At 70.4% G+C, this 15493-nt stretch carries 15 protein-coding genes and 1 tRNA gene; 8 read left to right on the top strand and 8 right to left on the bottom strand.

All coding sequences use genetic code 11. The features are described 5' to 3' along the window. Positions 1 to 11: 11 nt before the first annotated feature. The 7 genes from ACFYOP_RS25455 to ACFYOP_RS25425 form a co-directional block, all read right to left on the bottom strand. A complete protein-coding gene (locus ACFYOP_RS25455; RefSeq protein WP_356894320.1) occupies positions 12 to 326 on the bottom strand; it encodes an RNase A-like domain-containing protein in 315 nt (104 codons plus the stop codon). After that, positions 323 to 976 (bottom strand): hypothetical protein, encoded by a 654-nt coding sequence (locus tag ACFYOP_RS25450; protein ID WP_356894322.1) that lies wholly within the window; start codon positions 974 to 976, stop codon positions 323 to 325. Before ACFYOP_RS25450 ends, ACFYOP_RS25455 begins: the two co-directional genes overlap by 4 nt. Before the next feature lie 14 nt (positions 977 to 990). Then, positions 991 to 2712: an RNase A-like domain-containing protein gene (locus ACFYOP_RS25445; RefSeq protein WP_356894324.1), complete on the bottom strand. Its 1722-nt coding sequence runs from the start codon at positions 2710 to 2712 to the stop codon at positions 991 to 993. Further along, the gene (locus ACFYOP_RS25440; protein WP_356894326.1) at positions 2712 to 3011 is read right to left on the bottom strand and encodes a WXG100 family type VII secretion target; all 300 of its coding nucleotides are present in this window, start codon (positions 3009 to 3011) and stop codon (positions 2712 to 2714) included. The genes ACFYOP_RS25445 and ACFYOP_RS25440 overlap by 1 nt, the downstream gene beginning before the upstream one ends. A 27-nt stretch (positions 3012 to 3038) precedes the next feature. After that, on the bottom strand, positions 3039 to 3428 hold the full coding sequence (locus ACFYOP_RS25435) for a WXG100 family type VII secretion target (protein ID WP_356894328.1): 390 nt from the start codon (positions 3426 to 3428) through the stop codon (positions 3039 to 3041). 156 nt (positions 3429 to 3584) lie between these two features. Next, positions 3585 to 6440: an SUKH-4 family immunity protein gene (locus ACFYOP_RS25430; protein WP_356894330.1), complete on the bottom strand. Its 2856-nt coding sequence runs from the start codon at positions 6438 to 6440 to the stop codon at positions 3585 to 3587. 7 nt (positions 6441 to 6447) lie between these two features. Continuing rightward, positions 6448 to 7461: an SMI1/KNR4 family protein gene (locus tag ACFYOP_RS25425; protein ID WP_356894332.1), complete on the bottom strand. Its 1014-nt coding sequence runs from the start codon at positions 7459 to 7461 to the stop codon at positions 6448 to 6450. Between the two features lie 230 nt (positions 7462 to 7691). Between ACFYOP_RS25425 and ACFYOP_RS25420 the strand changes: the two genes are divergently transcribed. Both ACFYOP_RS25420 and ACFYOP_RS25415 read left to right on the top strand, forming a co-directional pair. Next, positions 7692 to 8192, top strand: a complete 501-nt coding sequence (locus ACFYOP_RS25420) for a YwqJ-related putative deaminase (RefSeq protein WP_356894334.1) — start codon at positions 7692 to 7694, stop codon at positions 8190 to 8192. Positions 8193 to 8202: 10 nt separating this feature from the next. Continuing rightward, a complete protein-coding gene (locus ACFYOP_RS25415) occupies positions 8203 to 8697 on the top strand; it encodes an SUKH-3 domain-containing protein (RefSeq protein WP_356894336.1) in 495 nt (164 codons plus the stop codon). Positions 8698 to 8850: 153 nt separating this feature from the next. On the opposite strand, the gene ACFYOP_RS25410 is transcribed toward ACFYOP_RS25415, so the two are convergent. Beyond that, the gene (locus ACFYOP_RS25410) at positions 8851 to 10173 is read right to left on the bottom strand and encodes a histidine kinase (protein WP_356894338.1); all 1323 of its coding nucleotides are present in this window, start codon (positions 10171 to 10173) and stop codon (positions 8851 to 8853) included. Positions 10174 to 10329: 156 nt separating this feature from the next. Between ACFYOP_RS25410 and ACFYOP_RS25405 the strand changes: the two genes are divergently transcribed. The 6 genes from ACFYOP_RS25405 to pth all read left to right on the top strand — a co-directional run bounded on the left by ACFYOP_RS25405 (position 10330) and on the right by pth (position 15482). Next, positions 10330 to 11178, top strand: a complete 849-nt coding sequence (locus tag ACFYOP_RS25405; RefSeq protein ID WP_356894339.1) for a hypothetical protein — start codon at positions 10330 to 10332, stop codon at positions 11176 to 11178. Between the two features lie 39 nt (positions 11179 to 11217). Continuing rightward, positions 11218 to 11289 (top strand) — tRNA-Gln (locus tag ACFYOP_RS25400). Between the two features lie 110 nt (positions 11290 to 11399). Next, a complete protein-coding gene (gene glmU, locus ACFYOP_RS25395; RefSeq protein ID WP_356894341.1) occupies positions 11400 to 12848 on the top strand; it encodes a bifunctional UDP-N-acetylglucosamine diphosphorylase/glucosamine-1-phosphate N-acetyltransferase GlmU in 1449 nt (482 codons plus the stop codon). Between the two features lie 124 nt (positions 12849 to 12972). Further along, entirely contained in the window at positions 12973 to 13950 is a 978-nt protein-coding gene (locus ACFYOP_RS25390) for a ribose-phosphate diphosphokinase (RefSeq protein ID WP_356894343.1), read from the top strand. A 259-nt stretch (positions 13951 to 14209) separates the two neighbouring features. Beyond that, positions 14210 to 14797 carry a 50S ribosomal protein L25/general stress protein Ctc gene (locus tag ACFYOP_RS25385; RefSeq protein ID WP_356894345.1) on the top strand — a complete coding sequence of 196 codons (588 nt, stop codon included), beginning with the start codon at positions 14210 to 14212 and terminating at the stop codon, positions 14795 to 14797. A gap of 91 nt (positions 14798 to 14888) precedes the next feature. After that, complete coding sequence (pth, locus tag ACFYOP_RS25380) at positions 14889 to 15482, top strand: aminoacyl-tRNA hydrolase (protein ID WP_356894347.1); 594 nt, start codon at positions 14889 to 14891, stop codon at positions 15480 to 15482. Positions 15483 to 15493 lie beyond the last annotated feature (11 nt).

The raw sequence follows: 15493 nt of genomic DNA, 5'->3' as shown, positions 1-15493 counted from the left end.
GGGTGCGGCCTTCAGAGGTAGATCGGGAAGGTGGCGTGGACGGTGAAGCCGTGCGGGCTGCTCTCGTCGCGCTTGAGGACCACGCGAGCCGCGCGGACGTCGACCGGGTCACGGCCGGCGAGCATCATCGCCTGGATCAGAACGCGCCCGACCGGCTCGGGACGGGACGGCCAGGCGGCCTCGATGGTCAGCCTCTGCCGGGTCGACTGCGCGAGCCAGCGGTGGATTGCCTGCTCGTTGGCCGTGACGACATGTTGAGTCGCCCACTGGGCGGTCTCGCGGTCGGGATAGGTGGCGGCGCGGTTCTGAGTGACGTCGGCGGTCATGAGTGCTCTCGTTGCATGTGATCGTTGACGGTGTCGATGAGCTCACGGAGCCGGTCACGGTCGGCCCAGGAGAGGCGCGGCCTGAGTGCGTCCGGCCCGGGGAAAAGAGAGAGGGCCCGCTGCGCCTCGGTCGAGTAGGCGGCCGCACGCTCGTGGCAGTACGGGTGCTCGTTGGTCAGCATCGACCGGACGATTTCGGTAAAGGGCCTGTCACCCTCGTCCATGAGGATGGCGTCGAAACCGAAAAGGTAGGGAAACGTCTGCAGGAACTCCTGGCCGCCCATGGGAAGTTCCGAGTATTCCGGAATCCCTTGGCGCTCGAGGATCCGCACCAGTTCGGCCAGTGTGCGCAGATAATCGGCAGGCTCCATGTCACCCGCCGCCCGCGCGGCCACTTCCCGGAACCGCGGCGGGAACGGGGCGAGTCCGCCCGCCCGATCGACCGACTCCGCGGCGAATTCGAGCACTCCCGCCGCCGCATGGACCGAGCAGTTCCAAGTGGCGATCCAGTCGCTGCGGACGAGACGGACGTAGCGCTGAAGCTCCTCGTCCAGCGAGAGCTGCCCGCCCGACTCCTGTGCCGCGACGGCGATGTCGAGGAGCCGCACGGCCGGACCGTCGGAAAGCAGCGACATGGGCGACGGCTGCATGGGATGCACCTCTCTCACGGGCCTTTGTGCGGCATCGCGGTGAGCACGATGAAGGGCGGCTCCAGCCCTTCCTTGTAGATCAGACGCACCTGGGCCCAGCTCTTGTCCTCGACCTTGGCATTCATGCCGTCCGCAGCATAGTCGTCGCGCGAGACACTGCGGCCGGTGGTCTCACCTGGGAATTCCATGTAAAGGGGCGGTTGGATCTCGGACTTGTTCGGATCGTAGTTCGGGTTGTTCTGGATCTTCCTCTCCACGCTGTCGATCCAGTCCGCGATCCGGTTCTCGTTCGCGTCGTTCTGCAGTGTTGCCTGGGTGAAGCGCTGCGCCGACGCCAGGTCCGGGAAGGAGGACGCGGCCGGAGCGCCTGCCTGGTCCCGCAGCCGCATCCTGAGCTGGTCGTCGTCCAGGCCGACATGCTTGTCGATGGGATGGCTGCCGTACAGCCCTTCCTGGTTCGCCAGGTCCATGGGGTAGTAGATGTTGTCGGGGTCCTCCCCGGGGACCGTGAAGTGATGCTGCGGTTTGAACTCGTTGAGGGCGCGGGCGCCGAATGCCTGCGCACGGGCGTCCTCCGACTTGAAGGTGGGCGCACTGCGGAATGCCTCGTGCAGCGGCTCCATCAGAGCGTTCAGCTTCGGCACCAGGCCGTTCACCCGCGTGTTGTACGCCTCGACCACCCGGTTGATCGCCGCGGTGTCGATGTTCAGGGTGATTTCCACACTGAGCTCGGCCGCACCTTTCGCGAGGCCCTTGAGAAAGCGCCCGGCGGCCTTGGCGCCCTCCTTGACGTCGCCGAGATCCACGCCGTCGCTCAGGTCGATCTTGCCGACCGCCTCGCGCACGGCCTCCATGTAGATGTCCCAGACCTTGCCGTTGAGGTCCACTGCGGCTTCGGCGAACTCGTACAGCAGGTCGCTGACCTTCATGGCCGTGTCGAAGAGCACGGTCATCACGGGGTGGGTGGCGCCGGTGGTCGCCGATGCCGAGTCGTGCTTCCACTCGTAACCGGCCGTGGACGTGCCCCAGGCCGTCGTGCCCCACAACGAGCTGCAGAACTGCCGCATCGCGTCGTGCCACTCGCTGTCGGTCTGCTGGGTGATGCTGCTGACTTGCCCTGTCAAGGCGCTCTCGGTGATCGAGAGCGTCATCGTCATGTTCCGCCAGGCCTTGGACAGGTCGTTGAGGTAGTGCTGCTGGGGGTACGGGTAGACGTCGGCGACCTTGCCCCAGCGGAAGGCGTGCTTGAGGACCGGTCGGAAGGCGTCGCGAATGACCTCGGGAATGCACTCAAGGATGCTGCGCAGCCAACCGTCACCACCGTCGTCGTCCCCCCACTTCAGATTGGGGACGGTCCCGTAGACGGGAACGGTGTCGATCACCTGTGGGGGCGGCTGGACCACCGGCTTCTTCTTGCCGGTCGGGTCTGCCGATGCTTCGGCCCTGGAGTAGTTGTTGGCCGTGGTCGTGAATCCGACCGCAGCGCCGCCGATGCTGACGACACTCTTCGCCCAGACTTCGAGGAAGCGGTTGCCGACCTTGACGTAGGCGGAGGCGAACGCCTGCGCGGCGGTGCCGTAGCCGCCCGCGTCGGGGTGCTTCTGAAGCTCGGTCAGCAGGTTCTTGGCCGCCTGGTTGTACATCGGCTGCTGGCCCGCGAAGCCCCCTGAGACACGGAACAGGTCCGACGGCTTGACATCAATCGTGCCGTTCTGAGGCGGCGGAGGCGTACCCATCAGGCGGCTCCCCAGCCGCGCAGCACCGCGCGGTGAGCCTCTGCGTAGTTGGCGTGCCCCGTGGTGACCACCTCGTGCAGCCATGCCTGGGCTGCCTGGAGATCGGCCATCTGCTTGTCCCACTGGTCGAGTTCTTCGACAAAGGCGTCGCGGGCGTCGCCCTGCCAGGTGAGAACGACTTTCTCGGTGCGGGTGTAGAGGTCTTCCAGGCGCAGGTTGAGCTGTTTGAGGATCTCTTCGAGTTCGCCGGCCGCTTCGCGCAGTGTGCTGAAGCTGACGCCTATGTAGTCGTCGGCCATGTGTGCTGCCCCCGTGAATGGTGTGTGTCAGACGTCGAGAATCCGGCTGGCCGGTGCGATGGGTGCGGTGCCCTCGGAGAGCCTGGACGCCTCGAGAGCGGCGTCGACACTGCTCTCCGCCTGGCGCATCCGGCGCAGGGTGTCCAGTTCCTGATCGGTGAAGCCGTCCCGGCTCATCCGCATCGCCTCTTCGAGGACCTTGAGGATCTCCCGGATCCGGACCGCGTCCTCTGCCGCACCCTGGTGGAGCGCCCGGTAGCCATTGGCTGCCTCGCCCTTCCAGCCTGCCTCGATCCCGTCGACAACCGCGTCCATCCGGCGGACCTGGTTGTCCAAATGGCGCTGCATCGCGTCGAGGTCACCGGCGAGTCTGGTCAAATCCTCGTCGGAGACGTCGAGATCTGCTTTGTCGACCATGATCCCCCTCCACGCGGTCGCTGGACGCCCTCGAACCGTAACAACACCTGCTGACAGCAAGGGCTTTGCAAAGGCACAGCCCGATGTGACGTCCGCGACACACGTGTGCCCCCGGCCCTGCGGGCCGGGGCACATCGCGAGGAAACGGGCGGCGGGCTACAGCAGGCCGTCCCACATCTGCTCGAGAAGGACCGACCACCAGCTCTCCGGTGACGCCAGTGCCGCCGGGTCCAGGGCCGTCAACTGGGCCTGGAAGTCGACCGTCCAGCGGCCCGCCTGCTCCGGGGTGAGGCCCAGGCGCAGGCGCCACATGCGGCCCAGCAGGGCCAGGCAGCGGACGAACTCGGGCAGGCCCGTGTTCACGAACTGCGGGGCCACGGGCTGGCCGCCCGGACCGGACTCGACCGGGACCGCGACGATGTGCGCCGTGCCGTACTGGACGCAGATCGCGCGGCCGAAGTCGCTGCCGATCACCAGGTACGAGCCGGCGTCCGACGCCGGCTGCACCTGGCGCTGGGCGGCGAGCTCCGCCAGCGTCGGCACCACCGGCTGAGCCGGCTGCGCCCAGAAGAACGGGTTGAAGTCGCCCGGCAGGCCCGCCCACACCAGGGTCGCCGCCACGACGTCCGGGACGCCCTGACGCGACACGGCCCGCTGGTCGAACCGGCACAGACCCTGCGGTCCGAACGCCGCCGCCAGCTCCTGCGCCACGCCCTCCGGCGGGATCGGCGGGACCGGCGGCACGTGCGGGAGCGGGGCGCGCACCGGCGCGGGGCGGGCGGGCCCGTCCGCGACCTGGTGCAACTCACCCTGGTGGGCCAGGAGTTGCTGCATGCCCTGCTGCCGCGAGGCGTGGTCCCTGCCGTACGGCGCGATCGACGTGATCCGCGCCTGCGGCCACGTCTCCCGGATCATCCGCGCGCAGTACGCACCCGGCAGCTCGCACGACTCCAGTTCCGTGTGCAGCTCCAGCACCTGCTGCGGCGGCACGTTCATCGCACGCAGCTCGTGCAGGATCTGCCACTCCGGATGCGGGGTGCCCGGGGCGGAGCGGCGGATCAGCTGGGCCTCGGAACCGTCGGCCGCGCGGTAGCGCAGCACGGCCTGGTAGCCGGGCCCGACCGTCGGCACACCGGTGGGCTGCTGCGGATACCCGTACGGCGGGCTTCCGCCGCCCATCGGAGGCTGCGGCGCGTTCGGCACCGGGCCGGGCGGACCGGGAGGGCCGGGCGGCTGCGGGGCCCCCGGACCCATCTGGGCCGGACCGGCCAGCATCGTCGCCGCATGATGCACACCGCCACCGGGCGGCGGCGTCGAACCAGGAGGCGCGGGCGGACCGGGCGGACCGGGGGGCTGCGGAGCCCCAGGGCCCATCTGCGCGGGACCGGCCAGCATCGTCGCCGCATGATGCACACCGCCACCGGGCGGAGGCGTCGAACCAGGAGGCGCGGGCGGACCGGGCGGACCGGGCGGACGCGGCGCGCCGGGAGGGCCGGGAGGGCCGGGCGGCTGCGGAGCCCCAGGGCCCATCTGGGCCGGACCGGCCAGCATCGTCGCCGCATGATGCACACCGCCACCGGGCGGAGGCGTCGAACCAGGAGGCGCGGGCGGACCCGGAGGCGGCGGCGTCGAACCAGGGGCCGGCGGCGGACCGGGCGGACCGGGCGGCTGCGGCCCCTCCGGGCCGAGTTGAGAAACCATTTGGGTGGGCAGGTAGCCGCCGGCCGGAGCACCAGGTGCCGCCGGCGGAGGCGTCGCCCCCGCGCCCGGACGGGCACCCGGTGCACCGGGAGCGCCGGGCGGCGGCGGAGGCGTCGCCCCCGTACCGCCGCGTGCGCCGCGCGGCGGCAGCACCGCCTTGCTCGTCGCCGCGTCCGCGATGTCGGCCGCACCGGCGCCCGGGCCGGACGGCGGGCCCGGCACGGACGGCGCGGAGGCATCCGGCCCCGGCTGCGACGGGGACTGCGGCGGCGACTGCTGTGAGCCGAGGCCCGGCACGATCGCGGTCCTCGGCAGCTGACTGCCGCCGGACATCAGCGCCGTGGGCGCGTCCGCGGACACCGGCGGCGGAGTGCGCTCGGCGTCAGCGGGGACCGGCGGCGCGAACACCGTGGCCGGCAGCGGCACGGACGCGTCGTCCCCGCCAGCGGAACTGGTGTCCGTCCAGCCGGTACCACCGGACGACGCGTCGGCGGGCACCCCGTCCGACGCCGTCGGCTCGTAGTCGGCCGCCCCCGCGCTCGGCCACGCGGACCCGCCCTGCGACGCGTCCGCGCCCGAACCGGACGACGACCCGGGCTCCGGCCACACGGAACCGGATCCCGACGAGCCCGGAGAACCGGACGACGAGCCCGCGTCCGACGCCGGAGCCGGCGAAGCGGACGAGGAAGAGGACGACGACGTGGACGACGAAGAAGGCGACGACAGCGACGCGTACGAAGAACTCCCCGTCGCCTGCGAGGCGTTGCCGCCGATCGAACCCGACGCGTCCGGCTCCCCCGCACCCGCCGACCGGTCGGCCCCCGCCGACGAAGCCGCAACCGGCGCACCCGAGCCCGCCGGCTCCGAGGACGACACGGCCCCCGACGACGACCCCGACGGCCCCGGCGACGACTCCGACGACGCCCGCCGGTCCGGAATACCCAGCCTGTCCGCCGCGTCCTGGAGCCACTCCGGCGGGCTCAACAGGAACGACGTCTGATTCAGGTCCACCCGCTGCGGCGCCTCCGCGACCGCCGCCGGCGCGGCGTCCGGGGCCCCGTACTCCTCCTCGTACCGGCGGATCACCTCGCCCACCGGCAACCCCGGCCACAGCGTCGCCTCACCGCTGTCCCTGGCGATCACCAGCCGCTGCCGGCCACCGTCCGAACGGGCGCCCTGCTCACGGTCCTCCGCCCACACGACGAACCCCAGATCGAACTCACGGACCCGCACCTCACGGTGCTGGTACGCGGGCACATCGCCGTTGACCCACTCCTCGGCGCGCTCCTGCGCCTGCGCGAAAGTCACCACCGGACCATCACCCCTCGCCCGAGACGGGGACCGCGCGCGCGAAGCCGCCGTCCACCATCAGATTCGCCACGGTCTCCAGCTCCGGCGGATTGCCCGCGAGCCGCTGCAGAAACGCGTCGAAGTCCTCGCCGCAGGGCAGCAGCAGCCTCTCCACACGCTCCTGCACAGTCCACCCGTCCTGGTCGCGGGCATCGTCGTACGCGCAGAACCACACCGAACCGATGTCCGACCCGCGCACCTTCAGCGCGAGAATCCCGCCCTGGACGAACGCCACACCCAGATAGTCCTTCGTCAGATGGTCCCGCAGGCACTTGTTCACATACACGAGGTCGTTGACCGCGGCCTCGTCCCGCACGGTGAAGAACGGCTGGTCCACCAGCAGACCCAGCTCCGCGTCCAGCGCCGCGCCGACCGGCGCCGCACCCCCCGCCGCCTTCAGGAACGAGCGGTACGCGCCCGGCAGCCGGTAGCCCAGGTCCTCCTCGACACCGAGCAACTGCTGCTCGGCCACCGACACCGCGCCCCTCGGCAGACCGAAATGAGCGGGCCGCGTCTCCTGCAACGGCCGCGTACCCCGCTTGACGTGGTCCACGGCCGCCGTCACCAGCCCGCCGTGATGCCGCAGCAACGCCTTGACCTCGACCGGTACGAGCTCCAGCCGCCGCGCATCACGCACGTGGTGCCAGGTCCAGCCGTGCGGCGTCGCCACCGGCGGAATCGTCTCCCACAGGGCGTGGCCGCTCGCGGCCAGCGCCGCGTTCGCCGAGACATAGTCCGTGAGCCGCAGCTCGTCCACCCCGAAGCCCTCCGGAGGCTCGGCGATCTCCGCGGCCGCACGCGCGTACGGCGAGAAGTCCGGGTAGCCGGCCTCGTCCATCCGCACCCCTCTGGGATGACGGGAGGCCCGGACCGGGTCCGGGAAGTGCACGACCTGCCCGGCGTAGGCCGCATTCGGTGGCGCCGTACCCGCGCCGGCCCCGGGGCCCGTAGCTGCCCCCAGGCCTTGCCGACCTGTCGTCATGCGTTTTGCCCCCTGCTGGCTTCTGGCTGGTTCAGCACAGCCTAAGCGGTGCGGCAAGAGTGGCCGCCGGGCCTCCGGTTCCGTAACGAAGAGTCACTTTCGAGTGACCCACAGACCAGCCGCGACACACCGGCGACACGTTTCAGCTACCCAGCTTCCTTACCGGCCACCCCATTTGGCAGGCTGTCTATCCGCACCACGGGGGAGTGCACGGGAGGGACGGCAGCACCATGCACGCAGCGCAACCAAGCACATCGGGTGATCCACGCCTCAACTGGAGCACCGACGAGTCCAGGCAGCCGCCCGCACTCCGGCACCGCCGCGACGGAATCCTGCCCGCGGTCGCCGCCGCACTCTCCGTACGCGGCGAAACCCTCACCTGCACCGCCGGCAAGGGCGACCGGCCGCCCTCCCTCCACCCGCTCGTACAGGATTTCCTCGACACCCTCACGAGTGGCCAACGCGAACGCTTCACCGGACGCTGCCCCGAAGCGATCCTGCTCTCCCGCCACCTCACCGCGGCCGAGACGCAGCGCTCCAAACGCGCCCAGCGCAAACCCCTCACCCACAGCGAGGCCCGCCGGTCGCTCAAACACTCCAAACTCACCGCACGCCGCATCCGCGAGGACGGCGACCCGCTACACGGCAGCTACGCCCCGCCGTGCCGGTCCTGCACCGCCCTGCTCGACCACTTCGGCGTACGCCCCGTCGCCCCCACCCAGAACGGCTGACCGACGACCGATGCCCGACCACCACCTCAGCACCACCCGGTTCCCCGTCGCCGTCGACGCCGCACTGCGCGACGCGGGCTGGCAGCCCGGCCGCTGGGACATCAAGCAGGCCGAACACTGGGCCGACACCCTCCGCGCCCACGTCTCCCCCGCCGGACACCGGCACACCGTCTTCCCGGCCGTCGTCGAAGCGTGGGCCGAATTCGGCGGGCTGACCGTCACCGCGCCCGGCCCCGGACGCCAGCACGCGCCCGCCCCGCTCCGCTTCGACCCGCTCGCCGGCCTCCACCACGCCCGCACCCTCGCCGACCTCGGCCGGGCGCTCGACACCGAGATCTCACCGCTCGGCATGGAAGGCGACCAGCAGGCCGTACTGGCCATGGACGCCGAAGGCCGCGTCTACAGCATCGACCACACCGGCGACTGGTACGTCGGACCCGACATCGACCAGGCCCTCACCACCCTCGTCACCGGCGTCCAGCCGACCCGCCTCACCGCCGACTGACCCCACGGGGCCGCCGCCGTACGGAGGCGGACGTCACCGGACCCGCCGTACGGAGGCCGACCCCACCGGACCCGCCGTACGGAGGCGGACGTCACCGCAGGCTCGCCGTACGGAGGCGGACGTCACCGCAGGCTCGCCGTACGGAGGCGGACGTCACCGCAGGCTCGCCTCCGCCCGGTCCGGCAGCACCGCCGACACCCGGAAACCCCCGACCTCCGTCGGCCCCGACACGAACACCCCGCCCAGCGCCGTCACCCGCTCCCGCATACCCACCAGACCGTTGCCACCACTCGGCAGCCCCGCGTCCGCCGCACCGCCGGCCGCGTCCGGAGCGCCGTTCTCCACCTGCATCGCGACCTCGTCCGCGCGATGCGCCAGCCGCACCATCACCTTCGCGCCCGCCGCATGCTTGTGGACGTTCGTCAACGCCTCCTGCACCACCCGGTACGCCGTCTGCTCCACCTCCGGCGGATACAGCCGCACATCACCCTGCACCGCGAGCTCCACCACCATGCCCGCCTGCCGCGACTGCCCCACCAGCACCTCGATGTCCGCGATGCACGGCCCGTCGTCCGCCGCCGCGGCCGCAGCGGCGGCAGCCGCCGCACCCACCGCCGCCAACGGCGGCCCCTCCACCCGCGCCGGCACCCGGTCCTCACCGGACCGCAGCACCCCGAGCATCTCCCGCAACTCCGTCAACGCCTGCCGGCCCATGTCCCCCACCAGCGCCGCGTTCTTCACCGCCTTCTGCGGATCCTTCAACGCCACCGCCTGCAACGCCGCCGCATGAACCACCATCAGGCTCACCCGGTGCGCCACCACGTCATGCATCTCCCGCGCGATCCGGGTCCGCTCCTCCTGCCGCGCCCACTGCGCCCGCTGCTCCGCCCGGTCCGCCAGCAGCGACAACTCCTGCTCCAGGCTGTCCGCCCGCTCCCGCAAGCTCTCCATCAGCCGCCGCCGCGCCCCGACGTACAGCCCCAGCAGCACCGGCGGAGCCGTCAGCCCCAGCGACATGAACACCGCCATCAGCGGCACGTACCAGGCGCTGTAGTCCCCGGCCTCCACGTCCTGCCGCACCCGGACGAACGTCACTATGAACGTCGCCGACAGGGCCATCCCCGCCAGCGTCGCCGTGATCCGCCGCGGCACGTCGCACGCAGCGAGCGAGTACAGCCCGATGATCCCCAGCAGATAGCCCATCTCGGCCGGCGTCGTCGCGACCGACACCAGCACCACGGCGATCGGCCACCGCCGTCTCAGCGCCAGCACCGACCCGACGGCCAGCCCGAACAGCACACCGAACGGCACCGGCAGCGCGGCCCGCTCCGCGAAGCCGATCCCCTCCAGCGCACACTCGAAAGCGGAGACGACGCCGAGCCCCACGTCCAGCACGGCACTGCGCCGCCGCCCCCACCACAGCAGGCCCCGGGCGGTCGGACCCGCGGCCTCCTCCAGCTCCCCCGTTGTGGTCATGCGTCCCAGCCTACGGGCGGGCGCGAGTCATTTTCACGGGAGCACGGCGGCGCCCCGCGCGCCCGTTCCGGGTCCGGAATGCTCCAGATCCGCTCGAACTGGTGAATCGACCAGAGTTTCGACCCGGACGTCCGCATTCCGGACGACGATCGCCGCATGACATCCAACGGCGGCAAGTACACCGACTTCGAGGGCCTGCGGGAACAGGCCGTGGCCCTGCGCCGCGAGGGCCTCAGCCTCCGCCAGATCCGCGACCGCCTCCGCGTCGACAACAACGACCTCCTCCACCGCCTGGTCGAGGGCGAACCCCCACCGGAGTGGACCAAGCGCCCCAGGGCCAAGGACGACCTGCGGGAGAAGGCGCGCGAGCTGCGCCTCCAGGGCATGACCTACGACCGGATCCAGGCGGAGCTGGGCTGCTCGAAGAGCTCGATCTCGCTGTGGGTGCGGGACCTGCCGAAGCCCACGGCCCGGTACACCGACGAGGAGCGGCAGGCCCTGATGCACGCCGGTCTCGCCCGCCGCAGGGCGGCCGGGGAACACGAACGGGAACACGCCAAGCAGGCGGCCCGCGACGAGATCGGCCGGCTCTCGGATCGCGAACTCTTCATCGCCGGAGTCGCGCTCTACTGGGCCGAGGGAGCCAAGGACAAGCCGTATCGCCGATGCGAGGTGCTCCAGTTCATCAACAGCGATCCGCAGGTGATCAGTCTGTATCTGCGATGGCTGGAGCTGTTGGGGGTGACACGCGACCGGATGCGCTTTCGCGTGAGCATCCACGAAAGCGCGGACGTCGCGACGGCGGAACGCTTCTGGGCCGCGCTCGCCGATGTCGATGTGTCGACCTTCCAGCGGGCCACGCTCAAACGCCACAACCCCAAGACCGTGCGCAGGAACACCGGAGACTCCTACCGCGGTTGCCTCGTCGTCTACGTCACCAAGAGCGCCGACCTCTACCGTCGCATGGAAGGGGCTTGGTACGGCATAGTGTTGGGTGCCCAGTAGGCGCCCGGGACCAAATGTCCGGTTCGGTCGCCTTTGTAGTCCCCTGTGGTGTAATTGGCAGCACTGAGGCTTTTGGTGCCTTATGTCCGGGTTCGAGTCCTGGCGGGGGAGCTGCCCGCTCCGGGTCCTGACCTGCACGGTCGGGACCCGCGCTCGTTTCCGGCCCGAAACCCCCCGGTATCCTTCGGTTGTCCCACCACCCGAAGCCGAAGGGCATATCCGTGAGCGCCACTCGCCCGGCAGCCGTCGTCGTTCTCGCAGCGGGTGAGGGCACCCGCATGAAGTCGAAGACCCCCAAGGTCCTGCACGAAATCGCCGGGCGGTCGCTCGTCGGACACGTCGTCTCCGCTGCCCGGGAGCTCGATCCCGAGCAGCTCGTGGTCGTCGTCGGACATGCGCGGGAACAGGTCGAGGGTCATCTCGGGGAGCGGTACGCCGGGACGCGGACCGCCTTCCAGGCCGAGCAGAACGGCACCGGGCACGCCGTGCGGATGGGCCTGGAGGAGCTCGGCGGGCGGCCGGAGGGGACCGTGGTCGTCGTGTGCGGCGACACCCCGCTGCTGTCGGGCGCGACGCTGTCCGAGCTGGCGCGGACACATGCCGGTGACGGCAACGCGGTGACCGTGCTGACGGCCGAGGTGCCGGACTCCACCGGGTACGGGCGGATCGTGCGGGACGAGGCGACGGGCGCGGTGACGGCGATCGTCGAGCACAAGGACGCGACCGCCGCGCAGCGCGCGATCCGTGAGATCAACTCGGGTGTGTTCGCGTTCGACGGGGCGCTGCTGGCCGACGCCCTGACGCAGGTGCGGACGGACAACAGCCAGGGTGAGGAGTACCTCACGGATGTGCTCGGCATTCTGCGCGAGGCGGGGCACCGGGTGGGTGCGGCGGTGGCGGGGGACCACCGGGAGATCCTCGGTATCAACAACCGGGTGCAGCTCGCGGAGGCCCGCAGGCTGATGAACGAGCGGCTGCTGGATCAGGCCATGATGGCGGGCGTCACGGTCGTGGACCCGGCGTCGGTGGTCGTGGACGTGACGGTGACGTTCGAGCCGGATTCGGTGGTGCATCCGGGTACGCAGCTGCTGGGGGCCACGCATCTCGCGGAGGGCGCGGAGGTGGGTCCGAACACGCGGTTGACGGACACGGTGGTGCGCGCGGGCGCCCGGGTGGACAACACGGTGGCGGAGGGCGCCACGGTGGGCGAGGGCGCGTCGGTGGGTCCGTTCGCTTATCTGCGGCCGGGTACGCGGTTGGGGGCGAAGGCGAAGGCGGGCACGTTCGTCGAGATGAAGAACTCGTCGATCGGTGAGGGTACGAAGGTTCCGCATCTGTCGTACGTGGGTGACGCGACGATCGGTCAGTACACGAACATCGGTGCGGCGAGTGTGTTCGTGAACTACGACGGCGAGTCGAAGCACCACACGACGGTCGGTTCGCACTGCAAGACGGGCTCGGACAACATGTTTGTGGCTCCTGTCACTGTCGGGGACGGCGCCTACACGGCCGCCGGGTCCGTGATCACGAAGGACGTGCCGGCGGGTTCGCTGGCCGTCGCCCGGGGCCAGCAGCGGAACATCGAGGGTTGGGTGGCTCGTAAGCGGCCCGGGAGCGCGGCCGCGCAGGCGGCCGCGGCGGCAACGGAACGGGTCGTCGAGGAGAACTGACCGGAAACAGGTGCGTCGAACTCGGCGTACCGTGATACGTGCACACAAATTCGGCTGGCTCGCGCCCGGGACCCTTGCCCCTTGGACCGTCGCGGCCAGAGAACACGTCTGAGGAGACAGTGCTGTGACCGGGATCAAGACGACCGGCGAGAAGAAGCTGATGCTCTTCTCCGGCCGCGCCCACCCCGAGCTGGCCGAGGAGGTTGCGCACCAGTTGGGTGTCGGCCTCGTCCCTACGAAGGCTTTCGACTTCGCCAACGGCGAGATCTACGTCCGGTTCCAGGAGTCCGCGCGTGGCGCCGACTGCTTCTTGATGCAGAGCCACACGGCTCCGATCAACAAGTGGATCATGGAGCAGCTGATCATGATCGACGCGCTGAAGCGGGCTTCCGCGCGGAGCATCACCGTGATCATCCCGTCGTACGGCTATGCCCGTCAGGACAAGAAGCACCGCGGCCGTGAGCCGATCTCGGCCCGGCTGATCGCGGACATGCTGAAGACGGCGGGTGCGCACCGCATCCTCACGGTCGATCTGCACACGGACCAGATCCAGGGCTTCTTCGACGGCCCGGTGGATCATCTGTCGGCGCTGCCGGTGCTGGCCGACTACGTGGGCGCCAAGGTCGACCGCGACAAGCTGACGATCGTCTCTCCGGACGCGGGCCGTGTGCGGGTGGCGGACCGCTGGTGCGACCGGCTGGACGCGCCGCTGGCGATCGTGCACAAGCGCCGTGACAAGGACGTCGCGAATCAGGTGACGGTGCACGAGGTCGTCGGTGAGGTCGAGGGCCGGGTGTGCGTCCTGGTCGACGACATGATCGACACGGGTGGCACGATCTGCGCGGCGGCGGACGCGCTGTTCGCGCACGGTGCGGAGGATGTGATCGTGACGGCGACGCACGGCATCCTCTCGGGTCCGGCCGCGGACCGTCTGAAGAATTCGAAGGTGAGCGAGTTCGTGCTGACGAACACGCTGCCGACGCCGGGCGAGCTGGAGCTCGACAAGATCAAGGTGCTGTCGATCGCGCCGACGATCGCCCGCGCGGTGCGTGAGGTGTTCGAGGACGGTTCGGTGACGAGCCTTTTCGAGGAGCAGGCGTAACGTTCCGGAAGGGCCGCCCCGCGTCGCGCGGGGCGGCCCTTCCGCGTGTCCGGCCCCGGGTGCCCGGCCCCGCGGCATGTCCGGCGTCGGATGATCCATTTGGGGCGGTGGGGCGGGCTGGGTAGACTGGGGAAGTTGCTCGGCGAGGGAGGCCGCATCCGGTGAGGTTGCGGCGGTCCGTTATCGACGCGCTCTTCGTAGCAGGCCTGTCGTGGCCGGGTGACCGCCACCAGTCTTCTGTTCCATACGAGGAGTGCACATGTCCGAGGTGAAGCTCGCCGCCGAGCGCCGTTCCGAGTTCGGCAAGGGCGCTGCCCGCCGTATCCGCCGCGACAACAAGGTTCCCGGCGTTCTGTACGGTCACGGTGCCGACCCGCTCCACCTGACGCTGCCGGGTCACGAGCTGCTGCTCGCCCTGCGTACGCCGAACGTCCTGATCGCGCTGGAGCTCGATGGCACCAACGAGCTGGCGATCCCGAAGGCCGTGCAGCGCGACCCGCTGAAGGGCTTCCTGGAGCACGTCGACCTGCTGCTCGTGAAGCGCGGCGAGAAGGTCAACGTCGACATCTTCGTGCACACCGAGGGCGACCTGGCCCCCGGCGCGTTCCTGGTCGAGCACGTGATGAACGCGCTGCCGGTCGAGGCGGAGGCCACCCACATCCCCGAGTCGGTCACGGTCTCCATCGAGGGCCTGGCGGCCGGTGACGCCGTCCTCGCGAAGGACATCACCCTGCCGGCCGGCACCACGCTGGCCGTCGAGGACGACGCCGTCGTGCTGCAGATCCTCTCCTCGCAGGCGGAGGAGCCGGCGGCCGAGGGCGCCGGCGAAGAGGCCGCTCAGGCCTGAGCCGTAAGCTCTGTGTGACCGGGGTGGCGGGCTGCGGCCCGCCACCCCGTTTCGTTCTGTCGGGGCCGGTTGACGAGGAGACGCGGCGCAGATGTCGGACGTGAATGCCCCCTGGCTGGTCGTGGGTCTCGGCAATCCGGGGCCGGGGTATGCGGCCAACCGCCACAACGTCGGTTTCATGGTGGCCGATCTGCTGGCGGAGCGGATCGGCGGTTCGTTCAAGCGGGCGCAGAAGGCGCAGGCGCAGGTGCTGGAGGGCCGGATCGGTTCGCCGGGGCCGTCGAGCCGGCGGGTGGTGCTGGCGAAGCCGATGTCGTACATGAATCTGTCGGGTGGCCCGGTGACGGCGCTGCGGGATTTCTACAAGGTGCCGACGGGGAACATCGTGGCCGTCCATGACGAGCTGGACATCGACTACGGGGTGCTGCGGCTGAAGCTGGGCGGCGGGGACAACGGGCACAACGGTCTGAAGTCGATGACGAAGGCGATGGGTCCGGACTATCACCGGGTGCGGTTCGGTATCGGCCGGCCGCCGGGGCAGATGCAGGTGGCGGACTTCGTGCTGAAGGATTTCTCGTCGGCGGAGCGCAAGGAGCTGGACTACTTCGTGGACCGGGCCGCGGACGCGGTGGAGGCTCTGGTCATCGAGGGGCTGGAGCGGGCGCAGAGCACGTACAACTCTTAGGTTGAGGGCGA

It is taken from the genome of Streptomyces sp. NPDC006294 (genome assembly GCF_042870895.1).
Taxonomy (GTDB): Bacteria; Actinomycetota; Actinomycetes; order Streptomycetales; family Streptomycetaceae; genus Streptomyces.
The sequence above is the reverse complement of the archived record's forward strand: the minus strand, read 5'-3'. Positions and strand labels throughout refer to the sequence as shown.

Excerpts from the sequence above, each read along its gene's own strand:
- ACFYOP_RS25455 (WP_356894320.1), bottom strand. The coding sequence starts at position 326 with ATGACCGCCGACGTCACTCAGAACCGCGCCGCCACCTATCCCGACCGC.
- ACFYOP_RS25450 (WP_356894322.1), bottom strand. The coding sequence starts at position 976 with ATGCAGCCGTCGCCCATGTCGCTGCTTTCCGACGGTCCGGCCGTGCGG.
- ACFYOP_RS25445 (WP_356894324.1), bottom strand. The coding sequence starts at position 2,712 with ATGGGTACGCCTCCGCCGCCTCAGAACGGCACGATTGATGTCAAGCCG.
- ACFYOP_RS25440 (WP_356894326.1), bottom strand. The coding sequence starts at position 3,011 with ATGGCCGACGACTACATAGGCGTCAGCTTCAGCACACTGCGCGAAGCG.
- ACFYOP_RS25435 (WP_356894328.1), bottom strand. The coding sequence starts at position 3,428 with ATGGTCGACAAAGCAGATCTCGACGTCTCCGACGAGGATTTGACCAGA.
- ACFYOP_RS25425 (WP_356894332.1), bottom strand. The coding sequence starts at position 7,461 with ATGACGACAGGTCGGCAAGGCCTGGGGGCAGCTACGGGCCCCGGGGCC.
- ACFYOP_RS25420 (WP_356894334.1), top strand. The coding sequence starts at position 7,692 with ATGCACGCAGCGCAACCAAGCACATCGGGTGATCCACGCCTCAACTGG.
- ACFYOP_RS25415 (WP_356894336.1), top strand. The coding sequence starts at position 8,203 with ATGCCCGACCACCACCTCAGCACCACCCGGTTCCCCGTCGCCGTCGAC.
- ACFYOP_RS25410 (WP_356894338.1), bottom strand. The coding sequence starts at position 10,173 with ATGACCACAACGGGGGAGCTGGAGGAGGCCGCGGGTCCGACCGCCCGG.
- ACFYOP_RS25405 (WP_356894339.1), top strand. The coding sequence starts at position 10,330 with ATGACATCCAACGGCGGCAAGTACACCGACTTCGAGGGCCTGCGGGAA.
- ACFYOP_RS25385 (WP_356894345.1), top strand. The coding sequence starts at position 14,210 with ATGTCCGAGGTGAAGCTCGCCGCCGAGCGCCGTTCCGAGTTCGGCAAG.
- pth (WP_356894347.1), top strand. The coding sequence starts at position 14,889 with ATGTCGGACGTGAATGCCCCCTGGCTGGTCGTGGGTCTCGGCAATCCG.